Source organism: Glutamicibacter uratoxydans (assembly GCF_006539925.1).
GTDB classification, from domain to species: Bacteria; Actinomycetota; Actinomycetes; order Actinomycetales; family Micrococcaceae; genus Glutamicibacter; species Glutamicibacter uratoxydans.
The window spans coordinates 21,888-42,221 of the sequence record NZ_BJNY01000017.1 but is presented as its reverse complement, the minus strand read 5'-3'; the positions used below and the strand labels follow the sequence as shown (position 1 = coordinate 42,221).

The 20,334-nt window shown below is 61.3% G+C and carries 16 protein-coding genes; 6 read left to right on the top strand and 10 right to left on the bottom strand.

The features are described from left to right. Positions 1-121: 121 nt before the first annotated feature. Both AUR04nite_RS13950 and AUR04nite_RS13945 read left to right on the top strand, forming a co-directional pair. On the top strand, positions 122-3,613 hold the full coding sequence (locus AUR04nite_RS13950) for a bifunctional proline dehydrogenase/L-glutamate gamma-semialdehyde dehydrogenase (protein WP_246055542.1): 3,492 nt from the start codon (positions 122-124) through the stop codon (positions 3,611-3,613). Positions 3,614-3,807: 194 nt separating this feature from the next. Further along, positions 3,808-4,797 (top strand): hypothetical protein, encoded by a 990-nt coding sequence (locus AUR04nite_RS13945; protein WP_141366149.1) that lies wholly within the window; start codon positions 3,808-3,810, stop codon positions 4,795-4,797. A 125-nt stretch (positions 4,798-4,922) separates the two neighbouring features. On the opposite strand, the gene AUR04nite_RS13940 is transcribed toward AUR04nite_RS13945, so the two are convergent. The 6 genes from AUR04nite_RS13940 to AUR04nite_RS13915 form a co-directional block, all read right to left on the bottom strand. Continuing rightward, complete coding sequence (locus AUR04nite_RS13940; protein WP_141366147.1) at positions 4,923-5,453, bottom strand: hypothetical protein; 531 nt, start codon at positions 5,451-5,453, stop codon at positions 4,923-4,925. Positions 5,454-5,502: 49 nt separating this feature from the next. After that, on the bottom strand, positions 5,503-6,108 hold the full coding sequence (locus AUR04nite_RS13935) for a hypothetical protein (protein WP_141366144.1): 606 nt from the start codon (positions 6,106-6,108) through the stop codon (positions 5,503-5,505). A gap of 58 nt (positions 6,109-6,166) precedes the next feature. Continuing rightward, positions 6,167-7,339 carry an ABC transporter permease gene (locus tag AUR04nite_RS13930; protein ID WP_141366142.1) on the bottom strand — a complete coding sequence of 391 codons (1,173 nt, stop codon included), beginning with the start codon at positions 7,337-7,339 and terminating at the stop codon, positions 6,167-6,169. Then, positions 7,339-8,217 (bottom strand): ABC transporter ATP-binding protein, encoded by an 879-nt coding sequence (locus AUR04nite_RS13925; RefSeq protein WP_141366139.1) that lies wholly within the window; start codon positions 8,215-8,217, stop codon positions 7,339-7,341. The genes AUR04nite_RS13930 and AUR04nite_RS13925 overlap by 1 nt, the downstream gene beginning before the upstream one ends. A 106-nt stretch (positions 8,218-8,323) precedes the next feature. After that, positions 8,324-8,983 (bottom strand): response regulator, encoded by a 660-nt coding sequence (locus AUR04nite_RS13920; protein WP_141366137.1) that lies wholly within the window; start codon positions 8,981-8,983, stop codon positions 8,324-8,326. After that, positions 8,980-10,350, bottom strand: a complete 1,371-nt coding sequence (locus tag AUR04nite_RS13915; protein WP_141366134.1) for a sensor histidine kinase — start codon at positions 10,348-10,350, stop codon at positions 8,980-8,982. The genes AUR04nite_RS13920 and AUR04nite_RS13915 overlap by 4 nt, the downstream gene beginning before the upstream one ends. A 156-nt stretch (positions 10,351-10,506) precedes the next feature. On the opposite strand from AUR04nite_RS13915, the gene AUR04nite_RS13910 reads away from it, so the two are divergent. Beyond that, entirely contained in the window at positions 10,507-11,052 is a 546-nt protein-coding gene (locus tag AUR04nite_RS13910) for an acyl-CoA thioesterase (RefSeq protein WP_141366131.1), read from the top strand. Positions 11,053-11,135: 83 nt separating this feature from the next. Here AUR04nite_RS13910 and AUR04nite_RS13905 read toward each other — a convergent pair whose 3' ends face one another. Together AUR04nite_RS13905 and AUR04nite_RS13900 are read right to left on the bottom strand one after the other, a co-directional pair. After that, positions 11,136-11,756 (bottom strand): phosphoribosylanthranilate isomerase, encoded by a 621-nt coding sequence (locus AUR04nite_RS13905; RefSeq protein ID WP_141366128.1) that lies wholly within the window; start codon positions 11,754-11,756, stop codon positions 11,136-11,138. Continuing rightward, positions 11,753-12,766, bottom strand: a complete 1,014-nt coding sequence (locus AUR04nite_RS13900; RefSeq protein ID WP_141366126.1) for an acyl-CoA thioesterase — start codon at positions 12,764-12,766, stop codon at positions 11,753-11,755. Before AUR04nite_RS13900 ends, AUR04nite_RS13905 begins: the two co-directional genes overlap by 4 nt. An 84-nt stretch (positions 12,767-12,850) precedes the next feature. On the opposite strand from AUR04nite_RS13900, the gene AUR04nite_RS13895 reads away from it, so the two are divergent. The 3 genes from AUR04nite_RS13895 to AUR04nite_RS13885 all read left to right on the top strand — a co-directional run bounded on the left by AUR04nite_RS13895 (position 12,851) and on the right by AUR04nite_RS13885 (position 18,205). Then, positions 12,851-14,587: an ABC transporter ATP-binding protein/permease gene (locus AUR04nite_RS13895; RefSeq protein WP_141366124.1), complete on the top strand. Its 1,737-nt coding sequence runs from the start codon at positions 12,851-12,853 to the stop codon at positions 14,585-14,587. Further along, entirely contained in the window at positions 14,584-16,368 is a 1,785-nt protein-coding gene (locus AUR04nite_RS13890) for an amino acid ABC transporter ATP-binding/permease protein (protein ID WP_141366122.1), read from the top strand. Before AUR04nite_RS13895 ends, AUR04nite_RS13890 begins: the two co-directional genes overlap by 4 nt. Positions 16,369-16,435: 67 nt before the next feature. Beyond that, positions 16,436-18,205 (top strand): FMN-binding glutamate synthase family protein, encoded by a 1,770-nt coding sequence (locus AUR04nite_RS13885; RefSeq protein ID WP_141366120.1) that lies wholly within the window; start codon positions 16,436-16,438, stop codon positions 18,203-18,205. Between the two features lie 7 nt (positions 18,206-18,212). Here AUR04nite_RS13885 and AUR04nite_RS13880 read toward each other — a convergent pair whose 3' ends face one another. Beyond that, positions 18,213-19,262 (bottom strand): enoyl-CoA hydratase/isomerase family protein, encoded by a 1,050-nt coding sequence (locus tag AUR04nite_RS13880; protein WP_141366118.1) that lies wholly within the window; start codon positions 19,260-19,262, stop codon positions 18,213-18,215. A gap of 133 nt (positions 19,263-19,395) precedes the next feature. Next, a complete protein-coding gene (locus AUR04nite_RS13875; RefSeq protein ID WP_170184214.1) occupies positions 19,396-20,328 on the bottom strand; it encodes a polysaccharide deacetylase family protein in 933 nt (310 codons plus the stop codon). Positions 20,329-20,334 lie beyond the last annotated feature (6 nt).

Here is a 20,334-nt window from a genome sequence, read left to right as displayed (position 1 = left end):
TTGTCGAGAGTCGGCCGCCTGCACAGCCCAAAACGACATGAGCGTTCGGTGCCGAACCCAACAAATGTACGAACTGCATCGAAGGGACCACTAAGTGTCTTCCATCAACACCCAGCACATTGTGCCGCCGGCAGTTGACGCCGCCGGCAACGCATTGACTACCCCGGCGGAACTTGCCGACGACGTCATCAAGCTGGTTCGCCGCTGGCTCACCGAGGCAGCGCAATTCCCTACCGACGCCTCCGCAGCCCGACTGGCAGGCGTGCTGAAGGATCCCAACGGCCTTGACTTCACCGTAGGCTTCGTCGACGGCGTGATCCGCCCCGAGGATTTGAACGTTGCAGCAGCGAACCTGAAGGCACTGGCGCCTAAGGTTCCTTCCTTCTTGCCGTGGTACATGCGCAAGGCTGTGGGCCTGGGCGGCTTCATGGCGCCGATCGTGCCTCAGGTCGTCGTACCGATCGCCCGCAAGGTGCTGCGTGAGATGGTCGGCCACCTGATCATCGACGCCTCCGATGCAAAGCTGGGCGGCGCGATCAACAAGATCAAGCGCGAAGGCGTCAACCTGAACGTGAACCTGCTGGGCGAGGCCATCCTGGGCCAGGGCGAAGCAGCCCGCCGCTTGGACGGCACCACCAAGCTCTTGGCCCGCGACGACGTGGACTACGTCTCCATCAAGGTCTCCTCCACCGTGGCCCCGCACAACCACTGGGCCTTCGACGAAGCTGTGGAGCACATTGTTGAGAAGCTCAAGCCGCTCTACGAGCTGGCCAACAAGGGGCCTAAGAAGAAGTTCATCAACCTTGACATGGAAGAGTACAAGGACCTGGAGCTGACCATCGCGGTCTTCACCAAGATCCTGTCCATGCCTGAATTCAAGAACCTGTCAGCAGGCATCGTGCTGCAGGCCTACCTGCCGGACGCCCTGGGCGCCATGATCCAGCTGCAGGAATTCTCCGCGGCCCGCGTTGCCGACGGCGGCGCACCGATCAAGGTCCGCGTCGTCAAGGGCGCAAACCTGCCAATGGAAACCATGGAAGCCGACATCCACGGCTGGCCGCTGGCTACCTGGCACTCCAAGCAGGATTCCGATACCAGCTACAAGATGGTCATCGACTACTCGCTGCGCCCAGAGCACGTGAAGAACGTGCGCATCGGCGTGGCAGGCCACAACCTGTTCGACGTGGCGCTGGCCTGGCTGCTGGCCAAGTCCCGCAACGTCACCGAAGGCATCGAGTTTGAGATGCTGCTGGGCATGGCCACCGGCCAGGCCGAGGCGGTGCGCCGCGAGGTCGGCGAGCTGCTGCTCTACACCCCGGTAGTGCACCCTGAAGAATTCGACGTGGCCATCGCCTACCTGATCCGCCGCCTCGAAGAGGGCGCCAGCCAGGAAAACTTCATGTCTGCAGTCTTCGAGCTGGAGAAGAACGAAGCCCTGTTCCAGCGCGAGAAGAACCGCTTCCTGGCCTCCCTGGAAGCCATGACCAACACCGTTCCGGGCCCGCACCGCGTGCAGAACCGCCAGGTGGAAGATCCGGCGCTGGCCGGCAAGATCGAATCCCTGATCGAGGGCACCGGCAGCTTCTTCAACACCCCGGACACCGATCCGGACCTGAAGAACAACCGCGAATGGGGCCGCGAGATCCTTGCCAAGATGCAGGATTCCACCCTGGGCAAGGACCTGGTCTCCTCCTACACCATCACCGCCTCCGGCGAGCTGGATGAAGCCATCGCCATGGGCGTTGACGCCGCCGCCGACTGGCAGGCACTGGGTTCGGCCAAGCGTGCAGAAATCCTGCACCGCGCCGGCCAGCTCTTCGAAGAGCGCCGCGCCACCCTGCTTGAGGTGCTGGGCTCCGAGTGCGGCAAGACCATCGACCAAGGCGACGTTGAGGTCTCCGAGGCCATCGACTTTGCCCACTACTACGCAGGCCTGGGCCGCGAACTGGACACCGTTGACGGCGCCAAGTTCGTTCCTTCCAAGCTGACCGTGGTCACCCCGCCATGGAACTTCCCAATGGCCATCCCTGCAGGCTCCACCCTCTCCGCCCTGGCGGCAGGCTCAGCAGTGATCATCAAGCCTGCAGGCCAGGCGGCCCGCGTGGGCGCAGTGATGGTCCAGTGCCTGTGGGACGCCGGCGTGCCGAAGGACGTGCTGCAGCTGGTCTTCGTGGGCGAGCGCGAGCTGGGCACCCAGCTGGTCTCCGACCCACGCGTCGACCGCCTGATCCTGACCGGCGGCTACGAGACCGCTGAGCTGTTCCGCTCCTTCCGCAAGGACCTGCCGCTGCTGGCAGAGACCTCCGGCAAGAACGCGATCATCGTGACCCCTCACGCCGACCTTGACCTGGCTGCCAAGGATGTGGTGCAGTCCGCCTTCGGCCACGCAGGCCAGAAGTGCTCGGCCTCCTCGCTGGTCGTGCTGGTCGGCTCGGTGGCTGACTCCCGCCGCTTCAACAACCAGCTGATCGACGCGGTCAAGTCGCTGCGCGTGGGCTACCCATGGAACCCAGAGTCCCAGATGGGCCCATTGATCGGCGAGCCGGGCGAGAAGCTCAAGCGCGGCCTGACCACCCTGGGCGCCGGCGAGCGCTGGGCTCTTGAGCCAAAGCAGCTGGACGATTCGGGCAAGCTGTACTCCCCAGGCGTACGCTACGGCGTGAAGCGCGGCAGCGAGTACCACCTGACCGAGTACTTCGGCCCGATCCTGGGCGTCATGACCGCTGAAACCCTCGAAGAGGCAGTGGAAATGGTCAACGAGATCGACTACGGCCTGACCTCGGGCCTGCACTCCCTGGACAAGGACGAGCTGGGCTACTGGCTGGAGAACATCCAGGCAGGCAACATCTACGTCAACCGCGGCATCACCGGCGCCATTGTGCAGCGCCAGCCATTCGGCGGCTGGAAGAAGTCGGCCATCGGCGCAGGCACCAAGGCCGGCGGCCCGAACTACCTGGTGGGCATGGGCTCCTGGACCGACGCCCCGGTTGCTGAGACCGCTGCGCTGTCCACCTTCGACAACCGTCTGATCAACGCCGCAGACCTGGACGACGCCGATGCCGCATGGCTGAAGGCCGCCCTGGGCAGCGACAAGCTGTGGTGGAACAACGAGTTCAACCTGGCCAAGGACCGTTCGGGCCTGCAGGCTGAGCGCAACGTGTTCCGCTACCGTCCGGTGGATGTCACCGTGCGCTACGAGGAAGCCACCTCCGGCCACGGCATCGCCGAGGCGCTGCGCGTGCTGGCCGCCGGCGTGACCGCCGGTTCCCGCGTGGTCTTCTCCGCAGACGTCGAGCTGCCTCGCGGCGTGCGCAACCTGCTGGCCGAGTACTCGGTCACCGTGGTGAAGGAAGATGCAGCTGCATTCGCCCAGCGTGCAGCCAAGCTGGCCGCCAAGACCGGCCCGCAGTCTTCGGCACGCATCCGCCTGATCGGCGGCTCGCTGTCCGAGGTTGCAGAAGCCACCAACGGCAAGCCAGATGTTGCCATCTACGCTTCGAACGTGACCGGCGCCGGCCGTGTTGAGCTGCTGCCATTCCTGCACGAGCAGGCAGTGTCCATCACCGCTCACCGCTTCGGCACCCCGAACCACCTGAGCGATGAACTGATCTAGTCTTAGGACTTCACGGTTCTCAGAGCAAGACAGGCCGCGCCCGGCAGGGACTTCTTCGAAATAAGTTCCCGCCGGGCGCGGTTTTCTTGGTGCCCGAGACGATAAGACTGTGTAATCACCAGTGCCATAAGATGGCTGCAGCAGATGCTGCCCCAGCATCAACTACCAGCAGCAGAGCCAGCAGAAGGATTCGCGTGTCAGCTTCCGATTTTGAGTACAACGAACTTTCACTGGCATTCACCGGCAGGGTCCCGGATGCTGCCCAAAGGGTCCAGCAGGTGTTCGCACCGCTGGGGCTGGTGGGAATTGTCGAGGGCCCGAACTACCAGAGCAACAGCACCTCGGTGCAGCTGATCCTTGCGGGTCCCGAGGAAGGCGCCGTGTTTGTTGCCGATGCCCAAGGAACTGTTTCCTCCCGTCCCTTTGACCAGGCGGTCGATGCCCAGATGCTGTCCGCCATTAATCCGGCGGTGGCGTTCTTCAATGAAGAGTGCCTTCTCGGGCTGCCTCTGCCACAGGCCGACACCGACTACAGCTACCAGGACTGGGCGGTTTTTGCCGGGGCTTCGCTGCGCCCCGAACATATGGTGATCGCGGCGGCCAAGGACAAGGGAGCCCGCTGGAAATTTTGGGAAGCCGACGGATGCGGCTTCATCCGCTATGAGGGGGAACGGCGCTACCACCGGTTCAGCTTCCCTCAGGACGCAGGAATCATCGTGGGGCTGATCCCGGAATTCGGCGACATCAATGCGGCGGTCTTTTCCCGTGGACAGCGCCAGGACTTCGAATTCAGCGACACGATGGCCCCGCTGGTTTCCTTCCCTGCAGGCAGCCCCGCAGCGCAGCGGCTGCAGACCCTGTGGAACGACTGGTTCGACCTGGTCGATGAAACCTTCGCAGACTTCGGGGAAGCCACAGGCAACCCGCGGGCCGCCGCCGAGCTGCAGCGTGCGCTCCAGACTGACGTGGGCATCCCGCAATTGCGCGAGCTGCTGCGGAACCTGGGTATCAGCCGCACCGTACTGGACTATGCAGTCTCGCCAGATGCTCCGCAGGGTGCACGCGAATTCCAGCCAAAGGGAACCTTGGACAAGGTGCGCATCATCCGTGAAGAAATCGCTCAGCGCACCGGAGTGAAGCTGTCATTTTCGGCAGGGCTGCGCCTGCTGAAATCTGCCGACTGATAATGCTCTTCACGGTCCGCCATCATCGATCGACGAACACATACATCCTTGATGGACGCTGGTAGCGGCTGGGCATTCGTCGGCGACGAATCTGCGCTTTGGTCAGTGAAGACTGACCGTGCCGATTAGCTCTCGGGGTCACCGAATGATGCCGACGGTGACGGATCGTTCTGATTGACAAGTTCCGGAGGGAACACCTCAGTCGGAAGATCAATGGTGAAGCCATTGCCTCGCACCGATGTCGCTCCGACATCGATCCAGTGCGAACGATCATCGCTGCCGTCAGTCAGCTGGGCAGGAATATGGCTACCGGCCTGCTCACCGGTCACAACGCGGACATTGTCGGGTGTAATGCCCTTGTGAACCAGGATCTCCTTGGTTGCGGCGATCATCTTGTCGTCCAAGCGATCACCGGCGTAAGTATTGATGACTCGGCAAACCCCAGCCTTGTCGTTCGCATAGACGGCACTGACCAGATCTTTGCCTGCCTGCTCCAAAGTGCTCACCGGGCGGCGGCCGTCGCAGGTGTCACCTGAATAGTCTTGAAGCGCCGCACAGCCGCTGAGCGAAACCCCGAAGATCACCGCTGCCGCTGCAGTCAGTCCGGCCGAGCGGTAGATGTGCCGGCTCTTGGGCAGCTGTGCAGATTTGTCCATACCCACATCATGCCAGTTTGATGTGGGGAAATGCCTGAACTGTACTGTCTTAGTTGGTGGCGGATTTAGCCTGGAAGCGCTGGAGAATGAAATCAACCAGTGCTGCAGCGGCTGCCGGGACAATGTAGCGGGCCACCGCGAAGATCATGAAAACCGTAAAGGTCCCGGTGTCAGAGCTCGCGGCACTGAAGGCAAGGAATCCCATGGCTACCGTGAGGATAAGCCCGGTAATCCAGCCGGCCAGCTTGCGGCGTGCCAGGACGAACCACCCGGTCATGGTGATGACGGGAAGCAGCAGCCCCCACACGGTGAAGTAGACGGAATAGGTGCCGGTGATATCCAGAGCCGAGACGAGGAACCAGTCGGCGTACTGCACCGAGCCGAGCACCGGCAGCTTGAGCAGCAGGTCCAGAACCAGAGACAGGGCGATCAGGCCGATGCCAAAAATCTTGACGTCCTTGGGCAGCTTCAACAGCCAGAAGCTTGCAAGCGTCAGAATCCGCACCACCCACAGGACCGCCACCGACAGCGCACTGGTGTCAAAGACATAGTTGCTGGTAGCCATCAGCGTGGAGACGGTAATTCCAACAATGGCTGCCAGCCATACGATGATGTGTCGCGCGGACAGATTCAGGACGGGTTTCTCTTCGCTCACCTTGTAAATCTTAGTCAAGACGGCTGTGCAGATTCTGTTGCCCAGCCGCCGCAGACCTTTAAACTTCCAGCTTCAACGCCTTGCGCAGCGTCAGCGTGCCGCCGGTGTGCATGACAGCCCGACGGTAGATCCGCTCGGAGAACAACAGCACCGCCCAGCAGGCTGCCAAGAGGATGGCCAGCGACAGCAGCGGTTCCCACAACGCGACCTCGCCGGACAGCAATCGGATAGGCATGGCTACCGAAGAGACGATGGGAACGTAGGAGGCAATGACCAAGAAGCTGCCCTTGGCGTAGATGCCGATGAACAGCACCGCCAATAGGGCGCCGACCACCGGACCGGTGGACTGCTGCAGATCCTCGGTGCGGGTGGCTAGGGCTCCCAGCGCCGCCCAGATGCCGGCCAGGACAAGGAATCCGCCCAGGAAGAAGACGACGAACCATCCGGCTACTTGGGCAACGACTCCGAGGAATGGAATCTCTCCTGGTGCAAGGTAGGCAGCCAGCAGGCCGGCGCTGATGAACAGCAGCAGCTGCACCATGGCCAGGATGACGTTGCCGATGATCTTTCCTGCCAGCAGCTGGCGCAGGCGGATGGTGCTGGCAAGGATCTCTACAACACGGTTCTGCTTCTCTTCAATGACCGAGTTGGCAATGGGCATGCCGAAGAGCAAGGCGGCCATGTAGAAGAGGAAGGAGAACAAGAAGGCCATGGCCCGCACCATGGAGGCACGCTCCGAATCACCCTGCAGTTGGGAGACCTTCAGCTGGTCCGCCTTGGGCAGCTGGGAAGAATCGATGCCTGCCTTGGCCAACAGCTGGTCTGTGAGCACGGTAGTCATGGAAGAGGAGACCAGATCCTGCAGCTGCGGGTCCACCTCGTCAAAACCAGTCAGGGTGAATTCTTGGCCGTTGGCAGTCGAGGACAGCATGGCATCAACTTTTTCGCCGTTGAGCTCTTCCTTGGCCGCGGCAGACTCAGCCTGAGAGATGGTCAGGTTCAGGTTCTCAGGGCGCTGGTCTTGGGCTCTCTGCAGCACCTGGTAGCTGAGCTGGTCGGTGGCGACGACCTTGAAATCTTCGCTCTTGTTGGCGAAGAACGTTGAGGCGGCGATGGAGCCGACAATCAGCAGAAGGGTCATGATGGTGGAAATGACAAAGGCCTTGTCTTTGACCTTGGTCTCCACTTCCCGCAGGGCGACAACCAGCCATGGAGCATTCATTGTTTTCATTAGATGATCTCCCGGTAGATATCTGCGAGGGATGGGCGGTGGACGGCAAACTCGCTCACGGTGCCAAGGCCCAGCGCTTTGGCCAGCACGCGCTGTGAATCAGCCTCAGACTCGAAATTCACCAGGGCCTGGGATCCTGACAGGTCAATCACGCTGACCCCTGGCTCGTCGCGAAGCCACCCGGCATCTGCGCCCAGGCTGAGGCGGTGCCGCGAGGCTTGTGAAGCCCGCAGATCATCAGCGGAAGAATTCGCCAGAATCTTCCCCTCTTGGATAATGACCAGGTGGTCCACCAGGACATCCAAGAGATCCAGCTGGTGGGAAGAGAACAAGACTGGCACACCGCGAGCGGCATAGTCGCGAAGGATGGAGCTCATTGCGTCAACAGCCAACGGATCAAGGCCGCTGAACGGCTCGTCAAGAATCAGCACATCAGGTTCATGCAGCAGGGAAGCAGCCACCTGCACGCGCTGCTGGTTGCCTAGGGAGAGCGACTCAAGCTTTGACTTGGCCCTGTCTTCCAGGCCGAAGCGCGCCAGCAGATCCATGGCGCGCTTTCTGGACTCTGCACGGGTGATCCCGTGCAGCTGGCCCAGATACAGCAGCTGGTCGATGACCGGCTGTTTGGGGTACAAGCCGCGCTCCTCGGGCATGTATCCGAAGTTCGGGCGGGTATCGCCGGACAGCTCGGAGCCGTTGAGGCTCACGTGGCCCGAGCTGGCGTTGAGCAGGCCCATGATGATGCGCATGGTGGTGGTCTTGCCCGCGCCGTTGGCGCCGACGAATCCGGTCAGCGCTCCGCTGGGAACGATGAAGCTGATGTCGTCAAGCACCAGCCGCTGTGCAAAAGAACGACTGACGTGGTGTACCTCTAGCATGTGAACCCTCTAGCTGGACTGTGCGGGACAAGCCCCGAACCTGCTTGCCTGATAGATACCAGCCTAGAAAACTTGTGGGGTACCGGGCTCACTCTTGAGAATGAAACTATTGAATGAGCCCCACACGGTAGGCAAAGAGCACCGCCTGCACGCGGTCACGCAAATGAAGCTTCGCCAGGATATTCGACAGATGTGTTTTGACGGTCGCCTCGGACAGGGACAGCACCATAGCGATCTCCTGGTTGTTCTTTCCCTTGGCCAGCTCCGTGAGCACCTGCAGCTCGCGCTCGGTCAAGGCATCGAGCTTGCTGCGCTCGCCGGAAGGTGCGGAGTCTGTTTCAAGGTTTCCGGTGCGGTGGCGGATCAGCTTCATGGTCATTTCGGGAGAGAGCAATGCGTGCCCTGCTGCTACCTGCTTGATGGCGTTGATCAGGAATTCAGGTTCGGTGTTCTTCAGGATGAACCCGCTGGCTCCCGCATCAAGCGCATCGATGAGATAGTCGTCCCTGTCGAAGGTCGTCAGCACCACCACCTTGGTGGAACTCTGAGAAGTGATCTGTGCGGTGGCGGCAATGCCGTCTAGCTGTGGCATCTGGATATCCATGAGTGCCACCGTGGGTGCATGGTCAATAACCTGCTGCACGCCGTCAGCGCCGTTGGATGCGGTGGCGACTACCTTGATCTGCGGGTCTGTCTCAAGAATTAAAGCTAGCGAGGAAACGATCAACGGTTGATCGTCGCAGATCACCACGGAAATAGAAGTCATGATTCAACCTTATGCGCTGCGTCGGTGGTGACGCGGAGCCGGGCGCGGGTGCGCCAGCCGCGCGGAACACGAGGGCCGATTTCAACAAAGCCGTGGTGCAGGTTGGCCCGCTCCCGGATGCCGCGCAGTCCGTAGCCGCTTCCGGAGCTGTCGGCGCGGCTTGAGCCTTCATCGGTGACCTCGGCTTCAACCCATGGGCCCTGCTCGTCGATGCCTGAGCGCAGCGACAGCGTTGCAGTTCTTGCGGTTGAATGCCGACGGACGTTGGCCAGTGCTTCGCCGCAGATGCGGTACAAAGCCAGCGAGATGCCCGGAGCCAGTGAATCAATGAATCCTTCGGCATGCTCGGAGCGGGAGATGGCTACCGACAGGCCCAGTGCCTGGTTTTCGGAGAGCAGGGTGGGCAGCCCCGTCATGGACGGTTCCGGGTGGCGGCTGTCAGCCGTGGCAGTTTCGGGCAGGACTTGGGATCCACGTTCGCGCAGCACTCCGAGCAGGGCCCGGGTTTCTCCCACGGCGCTGCGGGCCGAAGTCTCGATGCCTTTCATCAGCTCGCTGGCCTTCTGTGGATCGCGGTCCTGGACCATGCGGGCCGCAGCTGCTTGGACACCGACGGAGGCAATGTGGTGGGCGATGACGTCGTGCAGTTCGCGGGCGATCCTCAGGCGTTCTTCGTTGACCGCGCGGTCCGCAAGCTGTTCGGCTTGGGCGGCGATTCGTTCGGCTTGGGATTTGACCACTTCATTGGCGTAGGAGTTTGACCAGCTGATCAACCCAAGAGAAATTGAGCCGCCGAAGTACAGGACGTTGGTGGCAAAGGTGTAGAGTGCAAAGGCAGTATCCGGGGAAATGAACCCTGCAGGATTCTCAACAATTGCCTTGCCTGCTTCCTTTAACAGATCGCTGGTGAACAAATCGATCAGGATCCACACGGTCATGGACAGCAGCACGATGCTCATGGTGGACCATAGCGCTTTGCGGTTCTTCGACCAAGCCACCGCGGTGTAGAGGCACAAGAAGTAGGCGACCTGTGCGGTTAGCTGCATGGTCACCGTATAGGCAGAGGACGTACCGCTGATCATGAACGCGGCGGAGCCGATCAGCATCATGGCGATGGGCCAGCGGCGGCGGAACATTAGCGGCAGGATGAGAGAAGCGAGCACGGCGTAGGCAGGCAGTCGGTCCACTGCCTTGTCCTGTTCGGTGACTGACAAAACCATTTCGTAGCTGAGCAGAGCGAAGACCAGGAAGCTGAAGCCAATCAGAACGTCGCGGTGCAGAGCATTGTGGGCTGGTGATTCGCGTTCCCAGTCGCTGGGCGGCAATGCAGGCAACCGCCTGTGCACGAAAGCGGTCAGCCGCTGCATCCTTGCTCCTTGCAGTGAAAGTCGGTGATGGTTTGTTTTGACTTTACCGGCAAGGAGGAAATGAAGCGTGGATCGCAGGGATTACGCCGAAGGTCTAGTCCGTGACTTTGCGGGCTAGAGAACTAAGTTACTTGATAGTAATGTGATGGTATGCACATGATCTTTCGAGTCCTGATGGTTTACCTGCGGAGCAAAAAGGCACCACGCCTGTCGATGTTCGACACCGGATCGCTCACTATGAGGGCTACCCTGACTGACGTCGACTTTGCCATGCACATCAACAACGGCATGTACTTCTCGATCTTCGACCTAGGACGCTTCGACTTGATGTTCCGTTCAGGGGTCTGGGATGTCATGCGCAAGAACAAGTGGACTCCGGTGGTTCAGACCGAAACAATCACCTTCCGCAAATCTGTGGAGCTGGGAAAGAAGTTCTCCCAGGAAACCCGACTGCTGGGCATGGACGAAAAGTGCATCTACTTTGAACAGCGCATCGTGGTGAAGGGCGAGATCTACGCCCGCGCCTATATTGCCACCCGAATGACTTCCCGCAAGGGAGCAGTCTCAAACGAAGAAATCATGAAGGCGGTTGGACTTGAAGTCCCTAAAGACCGCGTAGTTCCGCAGTGGCTGCTGGACTGGCGCGAAAACGGCGCATTGCCTGGCAGCCGCAAGCCGGCGCCGCACAACTGGATCGGGTAGATTTTTGGGTATTCGAACAATGCAATGGGGAAACGTAAATATCGCGCCAGCCCCTGCATTCCAGTTGTTGAACTATGGTTCTATTAGACTGCCGGTGTTTCCGCTCTTGAAGCGTCGAGGAAGCCGGAAATTAACTCGGGATCTTTAACCCCACGAGAGCTCTCAACGCCGGAAGAAACATCCGCTCCGGTAGCCTGCGATTCCTCTAGGGCCTCAGCAACATTCTGCGCGCTCAACCCGCCGGCAACCAGCCAGCGCCGTCCAGCGGCTAGTTCACGCACGGCTTTGTAGTCCCAGCTTTCTCCGCTGCCAGGCACTGCGGCGTCGATGAGCAGGAAGTCTTCGCCCCAGTCTTCAAACTCTGAATGATCAGCATCCATGCGCACAGCACGGATGGCATGGAATCCCGCTGCCTTGACCGCTTTAACATCTTCCGGCGTGCGGTGGCCATGCAACTGGATCCAACCAACCTTTGCTTCGGTGGCTAATTGAATGGCTTGATCCACCGTTTCAGAACGGAAGACTGCAACGGTTGCCACAGTTTCCGGAACGCCTGCCACCAGCTCGGCGGCTCGCTGCGGAGAGACTTCGCGTGGACTCTTGGTAAGGACGAATCCGACAGCGTCAGCACCGTGTTCAACGGAAACTGCTACGTCTGTTTCGGTGGACAATCCGCAGACCTTGACGAAAGGCTTCTGGCTCACTGGGCAGACTCACCCACAACGGAATCTTCTTCAAAACTCTTGGCAAGGTGGGTAGGAGTGTAGCCGCCGGGAGCATTGGCGCGGATGGCAATCAGGTCTTGGGCATGCTGCCAGAGCTTGCGGTCCTCTTCGCTGACAGGAACCCATGGCTTGACCGGGATGGCGGTGCCGGTCTCATCGCGGGTCACCATGACGGTCAGGCAGTAGGTGGTGGTGTGCATTTCGCGGGTCTTCGGATTGCCGGAGCGCACATGTACCGAGATGTGCATGCCCTTCGAGCCGGTGTAGACCAGACGGGCTTCGACCTCGACCAGGTCGCCGATGAACAGCGGACGGTAGAAGCGCACGCCGCCAGAGAAGACTGCCACGGTGTCCAGGCCGCAGTAGCGCGAGGCGCACAGGGAGGCGGCCTCGTCGATCCACTTCATGACAATGCCGCCATGGACCTTGCCGCCCCAGTTCACATCCGCGGGTGCAGCAAGGAAGCGCAGGGTAACCTGTTCGGCGGTGCCCTGCTCCGAATAGACCTGGTCCTTCATGGCTGCAACGATCTGGTTGCGGATGTCGATCCGGGCAATTGCATGCTCGTGCAGCTCCATCTGGCGCGGGGTGCTTGGCACGAATTCAGGTACATCGGTCGGTTTGCCGTTTTCATCCACTGCCACAAAGATCACCAGGCAGGTGCTGGAGACGGTTCGGCGGCCGTCGCGTGGATCGGAGAAGGACACTTCGGTACGGATGTGCATGGAGGTGCGGCCGGTGTAGACCACCGAGGCGGTAACCTCTACCAGGTCGCCGGAGTGAATTGGATCTTCGAAGTGGATGTTGCCTACGTAGGCGGTCACGCAGTAGCTGGCGGACCAGCCCACTGCGGCTGCGTAGGCTGCCTTGTCCACCCATTCCAGAACGGTTCCCGCAGAGACGGTTCCTGCAACGCCTACGTCGGTCGGCGCGGCAAGGAAGCGCAAGGTCACTGATTGCGGGCGGGAAGCTGGATCCTGGCGTGTCATGCGTTCAAGTGTGGCAAAAAGGAATCAATACCGGCAATCTATGACATCCGCCGGGCAATGTTGCAGCTGGCCTAGGATAAGACTGTGCGTAGGGTCTTTGGTTTATTTTCGGCGTCCACCGCCCTGGTGGTGGTGCTTTCTCTGGTGTCGGCGGCAAGCGCCGCCGGGCTGAGCGTCTTGGCAGGTCGGGCGGTAGACCTGCTGGCAGCGAATGCCCCGTTGGATGCCGGCTGGTACTGGGGAGCTGCAGGAGAACTGGCAACCATCGCGCTGTGCGCGCTGCTGATCCCGATCATCATTGCGCGCACCAGCGGGTACATGACCAAACACCAGCGCGAAAGGCTCATGCACCACTACCTCTCCATAGGACCGCTGGCGGTCCGCCGGGTGGGCGAAGGCGAACTGGTGCACACCGCCATGGACATGGTGGACCGCTCGGTGAAGTACCGCAGCGCATTCATGGGCCCCGCCATTGCAGCAGTGGCCACCCCGCTGCTGGTGCTGCTGTTCATTGGGATGGTGGTTGATCCGGTTTCGGCGGGACTGCTGCTGATTCCCACTGCCTTGGTTCCGGTGATTGTCATTGGCTTCCAAAAGCTGTTCAGCGGATCCTCCGGAGCCTACCGCCGAGCCCAGGGCATCTTGACCGCAACCTTCCTCGACGCACTGCGCTCCCTGGGCATGCTTAAGCTCAACGGCGGCGGCAGCTGGATGGGACAGCGCATCGCCGCGGCCTCGGAACGGGTGCGCCAACAAGTCATGAAGCTGCTGGCCCGCAACCAGCTGGTGCTGCTGGTCATCGACGCATCCTTCGCCGTACTGCTGCTTTCAACAGCCGCCGCCCTTGCCTGGTGGCGGTCGAACACCGGCGCCATTACCACCGGCGAAGCAGTGTGCCTGGTGATCCTCAGCTTCCTGATGCTTGCTCCAGTGAACTACGTGGGCAGCTTCTTCTACATTGGCATGACCGGCAAGGCGGCCGAACAGAAGATCGCAGAGATCAAATCCCTGCCATTCCACCAATCGGTAGCCAACCCATTGGATGTCGACCTGCGCGCCCGCGGGCTGGTGCTGGAGAACATCTGCGCCAGCTACGACGGCGAGCACCGCGCCCTGCACAAGATCTCAGCCACCTTCCCTGCCGGTTCGCGCACGGCAATCATCGGCGCCTCGGGCAGCGGCAAAACCACCTTGCTGCGCGTGCTGCAGGGCCAGCTCGAAGCCAGCGAAGGAACCATCAGCGACGGGCGCATGGGCATGGGCCCTGCCACGCTGAAGGGCAAGAGCGCAGTGGTGGAACAGAACGCAATCCTCTTCTCACTGTCGCTGCGGGAGAACCTGCAGCTGGCGGCTCCCAAAGCCAGCGACGAGCAGATGATCCATGCACTGCAGCAAGCAGGCCTAGGCGCTTGGCTGGGCGATAACCCGGGGGAGCGCTTGGAGGAGAAGCTCGGCGAATCAGGAGCGAGGCTCTCCGGCGGCCAAGCCCAGCGTTTGGCCATCGCCCGCGCGTTGCTGGTGGACCGGCCGCTGCTGCTGCTCGACGAACCATCCAGTGCCCTGGATGTGCAGACCGAAGAAGAGGTCTTGAAGACCCTGCGGTCTCTGGACAGTTCTGTCACCGTCATTACCGTGACCCACCGTCTTGGACTCCTTCGCGACTACGACAGGGTGATTGTCATGGACGAAGGACAGATCATCCAATCAGGCCAGCTGGCTGAACTTCTAGAGACACCGGGATATTTGAAGAACGCTATGGCTGATTTTCAGACGCGCGCCCACCAGTTGAGCGGCACCGCAACCGCGGGGGAGCAGCAGTGAAACAGCATCCACATACTTCCCCAGCGCAGGACCCGGGCAGCCTGGCAACCATCGGCTGGCTGCTGCGCAGCACTGCCGACCTGCTGCCTCCGCTGGTCCTTGCCTGCATCCTTTCCTGCCTGACCCGCTTTGCCTCGCTGGGCATCTACCTGCTGGCAGCGGCAGGCATTGCCAAGGTCATCCGGCTGCCAGGCCTTGAAACACTGACCGGATTGTCCTGGACATGGCTGATCTTGATCATTGTGGCCTTGGGACTGTGCAAGGGGGCCCTGCGCTACGGCGAGCAGTACGTAGGGCATAAGGTCGCCTTCCTGTCCTTGGCGCGGCTGCGCAACAAGATCTTCAGCGCGGCCGAATACCAGGCACCCTTCGATGCCCGAAGCAAGAACTCTGGCGGCCTACTGGCCATTGCCACCCGAGATGTGGACCGGGTCGAGGTGTTCTTCGCCCACACGCTTCCGCCGGCAGTGGCGGCGGTGCTAGTCAGCACCGCGGTGACCTGGTGGACATGGGCGGTCTTTGGGCAGGAACCGGCGCTGCTGTTGCTGATTGCCTACGTAGTGGTTGGTCTGGTGATCCCCGCGGTGGGAGTCAAGTCCCTGCGCGCTGCAGCCAGCGGGCAGGCTAGGGTGCGCGGCATCCAGAACCAGATTCTGTCTGAAACCCTCGCAGGAATCGACGTTATCCACGGTTATGCCAGTGGCAAGGCCATGCAGGCGAGGTTCAGCAATGCTGCAAGGCCGGTGGAAGCGCAGGCGCTGCGCGCTGGAAAGATCACCGGCATCCGGGCAGCACTGAGCCAGGTGGTGGTCTGGGGTAGCCTGCTGGCACTGGTGGTCATGTTCTCTGCCCGCAATGACCTGACGGGTTTGCTGGTCTTGGCGGTCATCGTAGTGCCGTCATTTGAAGCGGTGCGAACCGTGGACGGCTTCATTATTGGGCTACAGGATTCGCTGGCCAGCGCCAAGCGTCTGTATTCGGTGGCTGTGGGACTACCCCAGGTCCAGGATCCAAAGCAGCCCAAGCCTTTGCCTGCCGAGGGAATCCTAGAAGTCCGGAATCTTGGCGCCGCCTATCAGGGAGTGACGGTTCTTGAAGGACTGGATTTCACCCTCAAGTCAGGGGAGATCGTGGCTTTGGTGGGCGACAGCGGTTCGGGCAAGTCCACCGCGGCCCAGGCTCTGGTGCGCTCCATCCCGAGTACAGGTGAAGTGAGCTTTGGCGGGGTAGACGTCGCTGAGGTTGCCGCGGCAGAGCTGCGCGCCAGAATGATCCTGGTGTCCCAAGAGGCTGTCATGGTGCGGGGAACCATTCGTGAGAACCTGCTGCTGGGAATGGAAGGCGTCAGTGATGATGAGCTGATGTCGGTGCTTGCCGAGCTGGGGCTGGAATCGTGGCTGAAGGCCCAGAAGGATGGGCTGGACACCAAGCTGGGAGACCGGTCCACGCGGTTGTCCGGCGGACAGCGCCAGCGACTGGCCTTGGCCCGCGCCCTGGTTCGAAACCCGGCGGTGCTGATTCTGGATGAATCTACCAGCGCCTTGGATTCTGCCAGCGAACAGCTGGTGCTCACAGCGATCAACAACCGCTGCGCCCAGGGGATGGCGGTGCTGATGATCAGCCACCGCATTTCTATCCTCGGCGAGGCCGCGCAGGTAGTAGTGCTGCGTGAAGGCGTGGTTGCTGAATCAGGTGCGCCAGCGGACCTGCTGGCAGACTCGAACTCGCTGTTCTCCCGAATGGCTGTGCGCGAGGCGGATAAGATCTTGCCAATGAATTAGCTTTGTACGGGCAACTGAAAAGGCGCAAACCCCTGACAGCGCACGAAGTTGGCGATAGGCTCACCTCATGATGCGTACAGTTGTCCTCTCGTTTCTGGCAGTTCTCGCCATTGGATTCGTCACCACAGCGGTTCTCGCGGGCGTCTCGGGTGAATGGGTCTGGTGGATCCTGGTAGTCCTCACCGGTTTTCTGGTGGCAGTGGGCATCCACGACCTCACGCAGAAACGGCACTCAATTCTGCGCAACTTCCCGATTGTGGGCCATGCCCGCTACTTCTTCGAGTTCATCCGCCCGGAGATCCAGCAGTACTTCATTGAACGCAATACCGACGGCAAGCCTTTTGACCGCGACACCCGCTCAATGATCTACGCCCGAGCCAAAGGCGCAGACAGCCACAAGGCCTTCGGCACCGAGCGGGATGTGAACGTAGTGGGCCACGAATACCTGCTGCATTCCACGGCGCCGGTGCCGCCGCCGGAAGGCCAGCACCGGGTGCGCATTGGTTCAAGCCAATGCACCCAGCCCTATGAAGTCTCGCTGTTGAATGTTTCCTCCATGAGCTTCGGAGCGCTCTCAGCCAATGCAGTGCGGGCCATGAACAAGGGCGCAGCCATGGGCGACTTCATGCAAGAAACCGGAGAAGGCGGGCTGACCAAGTACCACCTGGAGTACGGGGGAGATCTCTTCTGGGAAATCGGCTCCGGATACTTTGGCTGTCGCACCTCCGACGGCCATTTTGACCCACAGACATTTGCGCTGAAGGCGGGGAGGGAAGAGGTCAAGGGCATCACCATCAAGATCTCGCAGGGTGCCAAGCCAGGCCTGGGCGGAGTGCTGCCGGCGGCGAAGGTCACCCCTGAGATTGCCGAGGCACGTGATGTTCCCCTGGGACAGGACTGCATCTCGCCGGCGAGCCACTCGGAGTTCTCCACCCCTCGCGAGCTGATGAAGTTTGTTGCCACCCTGCGCGAGCTCAGCGGCGGCAAGCCGGTGGGCATCAAGTTCTGCGTGGGTTCGCGCACCGATGTCATGGCCATCTGCAAGGCAATGCATGAGACCGGGACGCTGGTTGATTTCATTACTATTGACGGCGCCGAAGGAGGCACCGGAGCAGCGCCTATTGAGTACGAGGACCATGTGGGCACCCCGCTGTCTGAAGGCCTGATGTTGGTGCACACCATCCTCGTGGGCGCGGGACTGCGCCATGAGGTGAAGCTGGCCGCTGCAGGAAAGATCGCCAGCGGCTCGGATATCGTCAAGAGGCTGATCCAGGGCGCAGACTTCTGCTTCTCTGCCCGTGCCATGATGATGGCCACCGGCTGCATCCAGGCCCAGCAGTGCCACACCAACCACTGCCCTGTAGGTGTTGCCACCCAGAACACCAGGCTCTCGCGGGCCCTGGATGTGGAGGACAAGGGACACCGCGTCTACAACTACCACAAGCTCACGGTGACCGAAGCCGGACAGCTGATGGCTTCCATGGGCATTACCGGGCCAGAACAGCTCAACACCCGGATGCTGCGCCGCCGCGTGAACCTGCAGTCAACCCGCTCCTACGCGGAGCTGTTCCAGTGGCTGCGCCCCAACGAGCTGCTGGAAGATCCTCCGGCCTCCTGGGCCGAGGATTGGGCTGAAGCTGATGCGGACCACTTCGGCGAGTACCGTCCCGTCAGCTACGGAGCGCCGCGCTCGGTGGACATTACCAGCCACTCACACACAACCCAGGAGCCGGAAGATGCGGTGGATGCACCGCGCATCGAGCCGCACAACTCCACTAAGGTGCACCCGGTGCATGCAAATGTCACCCGGCCAGAAGGGCAGCCGGGCACCAAATAATCATCAGTTACGCGTCTGCTGGGTCCATGAGGCTCAGCAGCGCTTCGGTATTGACCTCATGTAGGTTCGCCGGTGACCAGGCAGGGTTGCGGTCCTTGTCGATCACCTGGGCGCGGATGCCCTCGGCAAGATCCGGCTGGTGCATCAGATAGCCGGCCAGCCGCAGCTCGCGGTCCAGCGCGGTGCGCAGGTCATCCGCTTCGCGGGCCGCGCGCACCGCATAGAAGGCAGAGCTGACGCTGGTGGGGGAGTTCTGGGCGATCAGCTCTGCCGCCTGCTGCGCATGCGGGTGCACCATCTCGCCCAACCGGACCACCACTTCTTCCGGGGTGTCGGCGCTGAAGGCATGGTCCACCCATCCTCGGTCAAGTTCCAGGCGGTAGGACTCCGGTGCAGCGTGCAGCACCTCGATGGCTGATGCCATGTCCGCCGCATTCAGCCCGTTGAACTCGTCAATGTGGTCCAGGATGTTCGCGGCGAAGTCGTCATTGACCACTACGTCGGCAAAGCCCAGGTACACGGCGTCAGCCCCGGTGAAGGAACCGGCGGTCATGGCGAAGTACTCGCCGAAGTGTCCTGGCATCTGTGCCAGCAGGTGGCTGCCTCCCACATCCGGGGTGTAGCCGATCTTCGCCTCGGGCATGCCCATGCGCGCATCGGCGGTGACAAGGCGCACCGGTGCGTGGCTGGCCAGGCCAATGCCTCCGCCCATGGTGATGCCGTGGGCCATGGTGACCAGCGGCTTGGGATAGTTGGAAATCAGCAGGTCGGTGCTGAACTCGTTAGACAGCAGGTTTAGGAAGTCTGCGTGCTGGTTGGTGGTCACTGCCTTGTGGAAGTCTGCAATGTCTCCGCCGGCGCAGAAGCCTCGTGCTCCGTTTCCGGTGAGCAGCACGGTGGTGATCTTTGGATCTTCGACCCAGTCGCCCAGCACCCGGTGTAGTTCCAGCAGCATTTCCAGGTTCAGGGCGTTCAGCTTGGCTGGGCGGTTCAGCTGGATGTGCCCGATGGAGCCGTAGACGGTGGAGAGAACCAGAGCATCGGTGGAAGTAGTCAAGATCTAAAGCCTTTGCCGGAAGCCTGCCAGCGGCGTGGCAAGCGGTGAAACAAGTGGTCCACAGCAACAATACCGTGCTGCAGCGGGCAGTCTTATTGCCAGCGGTCGCACGGTATTGCTGAAAGCTTGGGAATTACTTGATATTGACCGACTTCTTCGAGAGGCCGGCCTTGATGGCCTTGAGCGCGGAGGAGTTGTAGGCCTTGTGGTTCATGTGCATCAGCACGACGTCACCTGGACGGGCATTGGCGATTACGTAGTTGGTGACTTCGGTTTGGGTCTTGCCCCGCCAGTCGTTGGTATCCACATTCCACAGGTCCAGCCGGTAGCCCAGCTGCGAGAAGGCAGTGCGCACGGTGGTGTTCACCGCGCCATAGGGCGGGCGGGCGCAGTTGGTGGTCAAGCCCGGGATCTGCAGCTCGGCCTTGATCTGGGACAGCGTGAGCTTGGTCAGCTCCGGGTGGGTGTTGGTGTGGCTGCAGACAGTATGGCCCATCTGGCGTGCGTAGGCCACGTCGAAGCGCTTGGCCTTCAGGCAGTCGCCGGTGACGTAGAGGCGCAGGTGCATGCCAAGGTCGCGGGCCGTCTTCAGCGTGGTGTTGGACGCGGTGCGCGCAGCGGTGGAGGTGGAGCCGCTGGGGCAGTCGTCAAACGTCAGGTACACCGGGGAAGTGAACTTCGGAGTCTTGGAAGAAGCAAGAACCGCCCAGGTCTTGGGGCCCACCACGGCATCGGCGACCAGTCGATTGTTCTTCTGGAACAGCAACACCGCAGCCTTGGTGCCGCTGAGGTAGTTGCCGGTCGGTGCGGAAGCACCGATCTTGTAGGCCTTGTTCAGCAACAGCTGCTGCATCAGCTTTACGCAGCTTCCGGTGTCCTTGTAGTTCAGCGTCGGACGGCTGGCCACAGGGGTGGCTGAAGAGCACGAACGCACGGCAGCAGGCACGGCAACTGCGGCGTCAGGCGCGACGGCGGCATTGGCAGCGGATGCAGGGATCAGCAGGGCCAAGAGAAGGAAGGGGAGGGACGCGAACGTGAGAAGACGACGCAGTGGAACATGGGGCATTGGAAT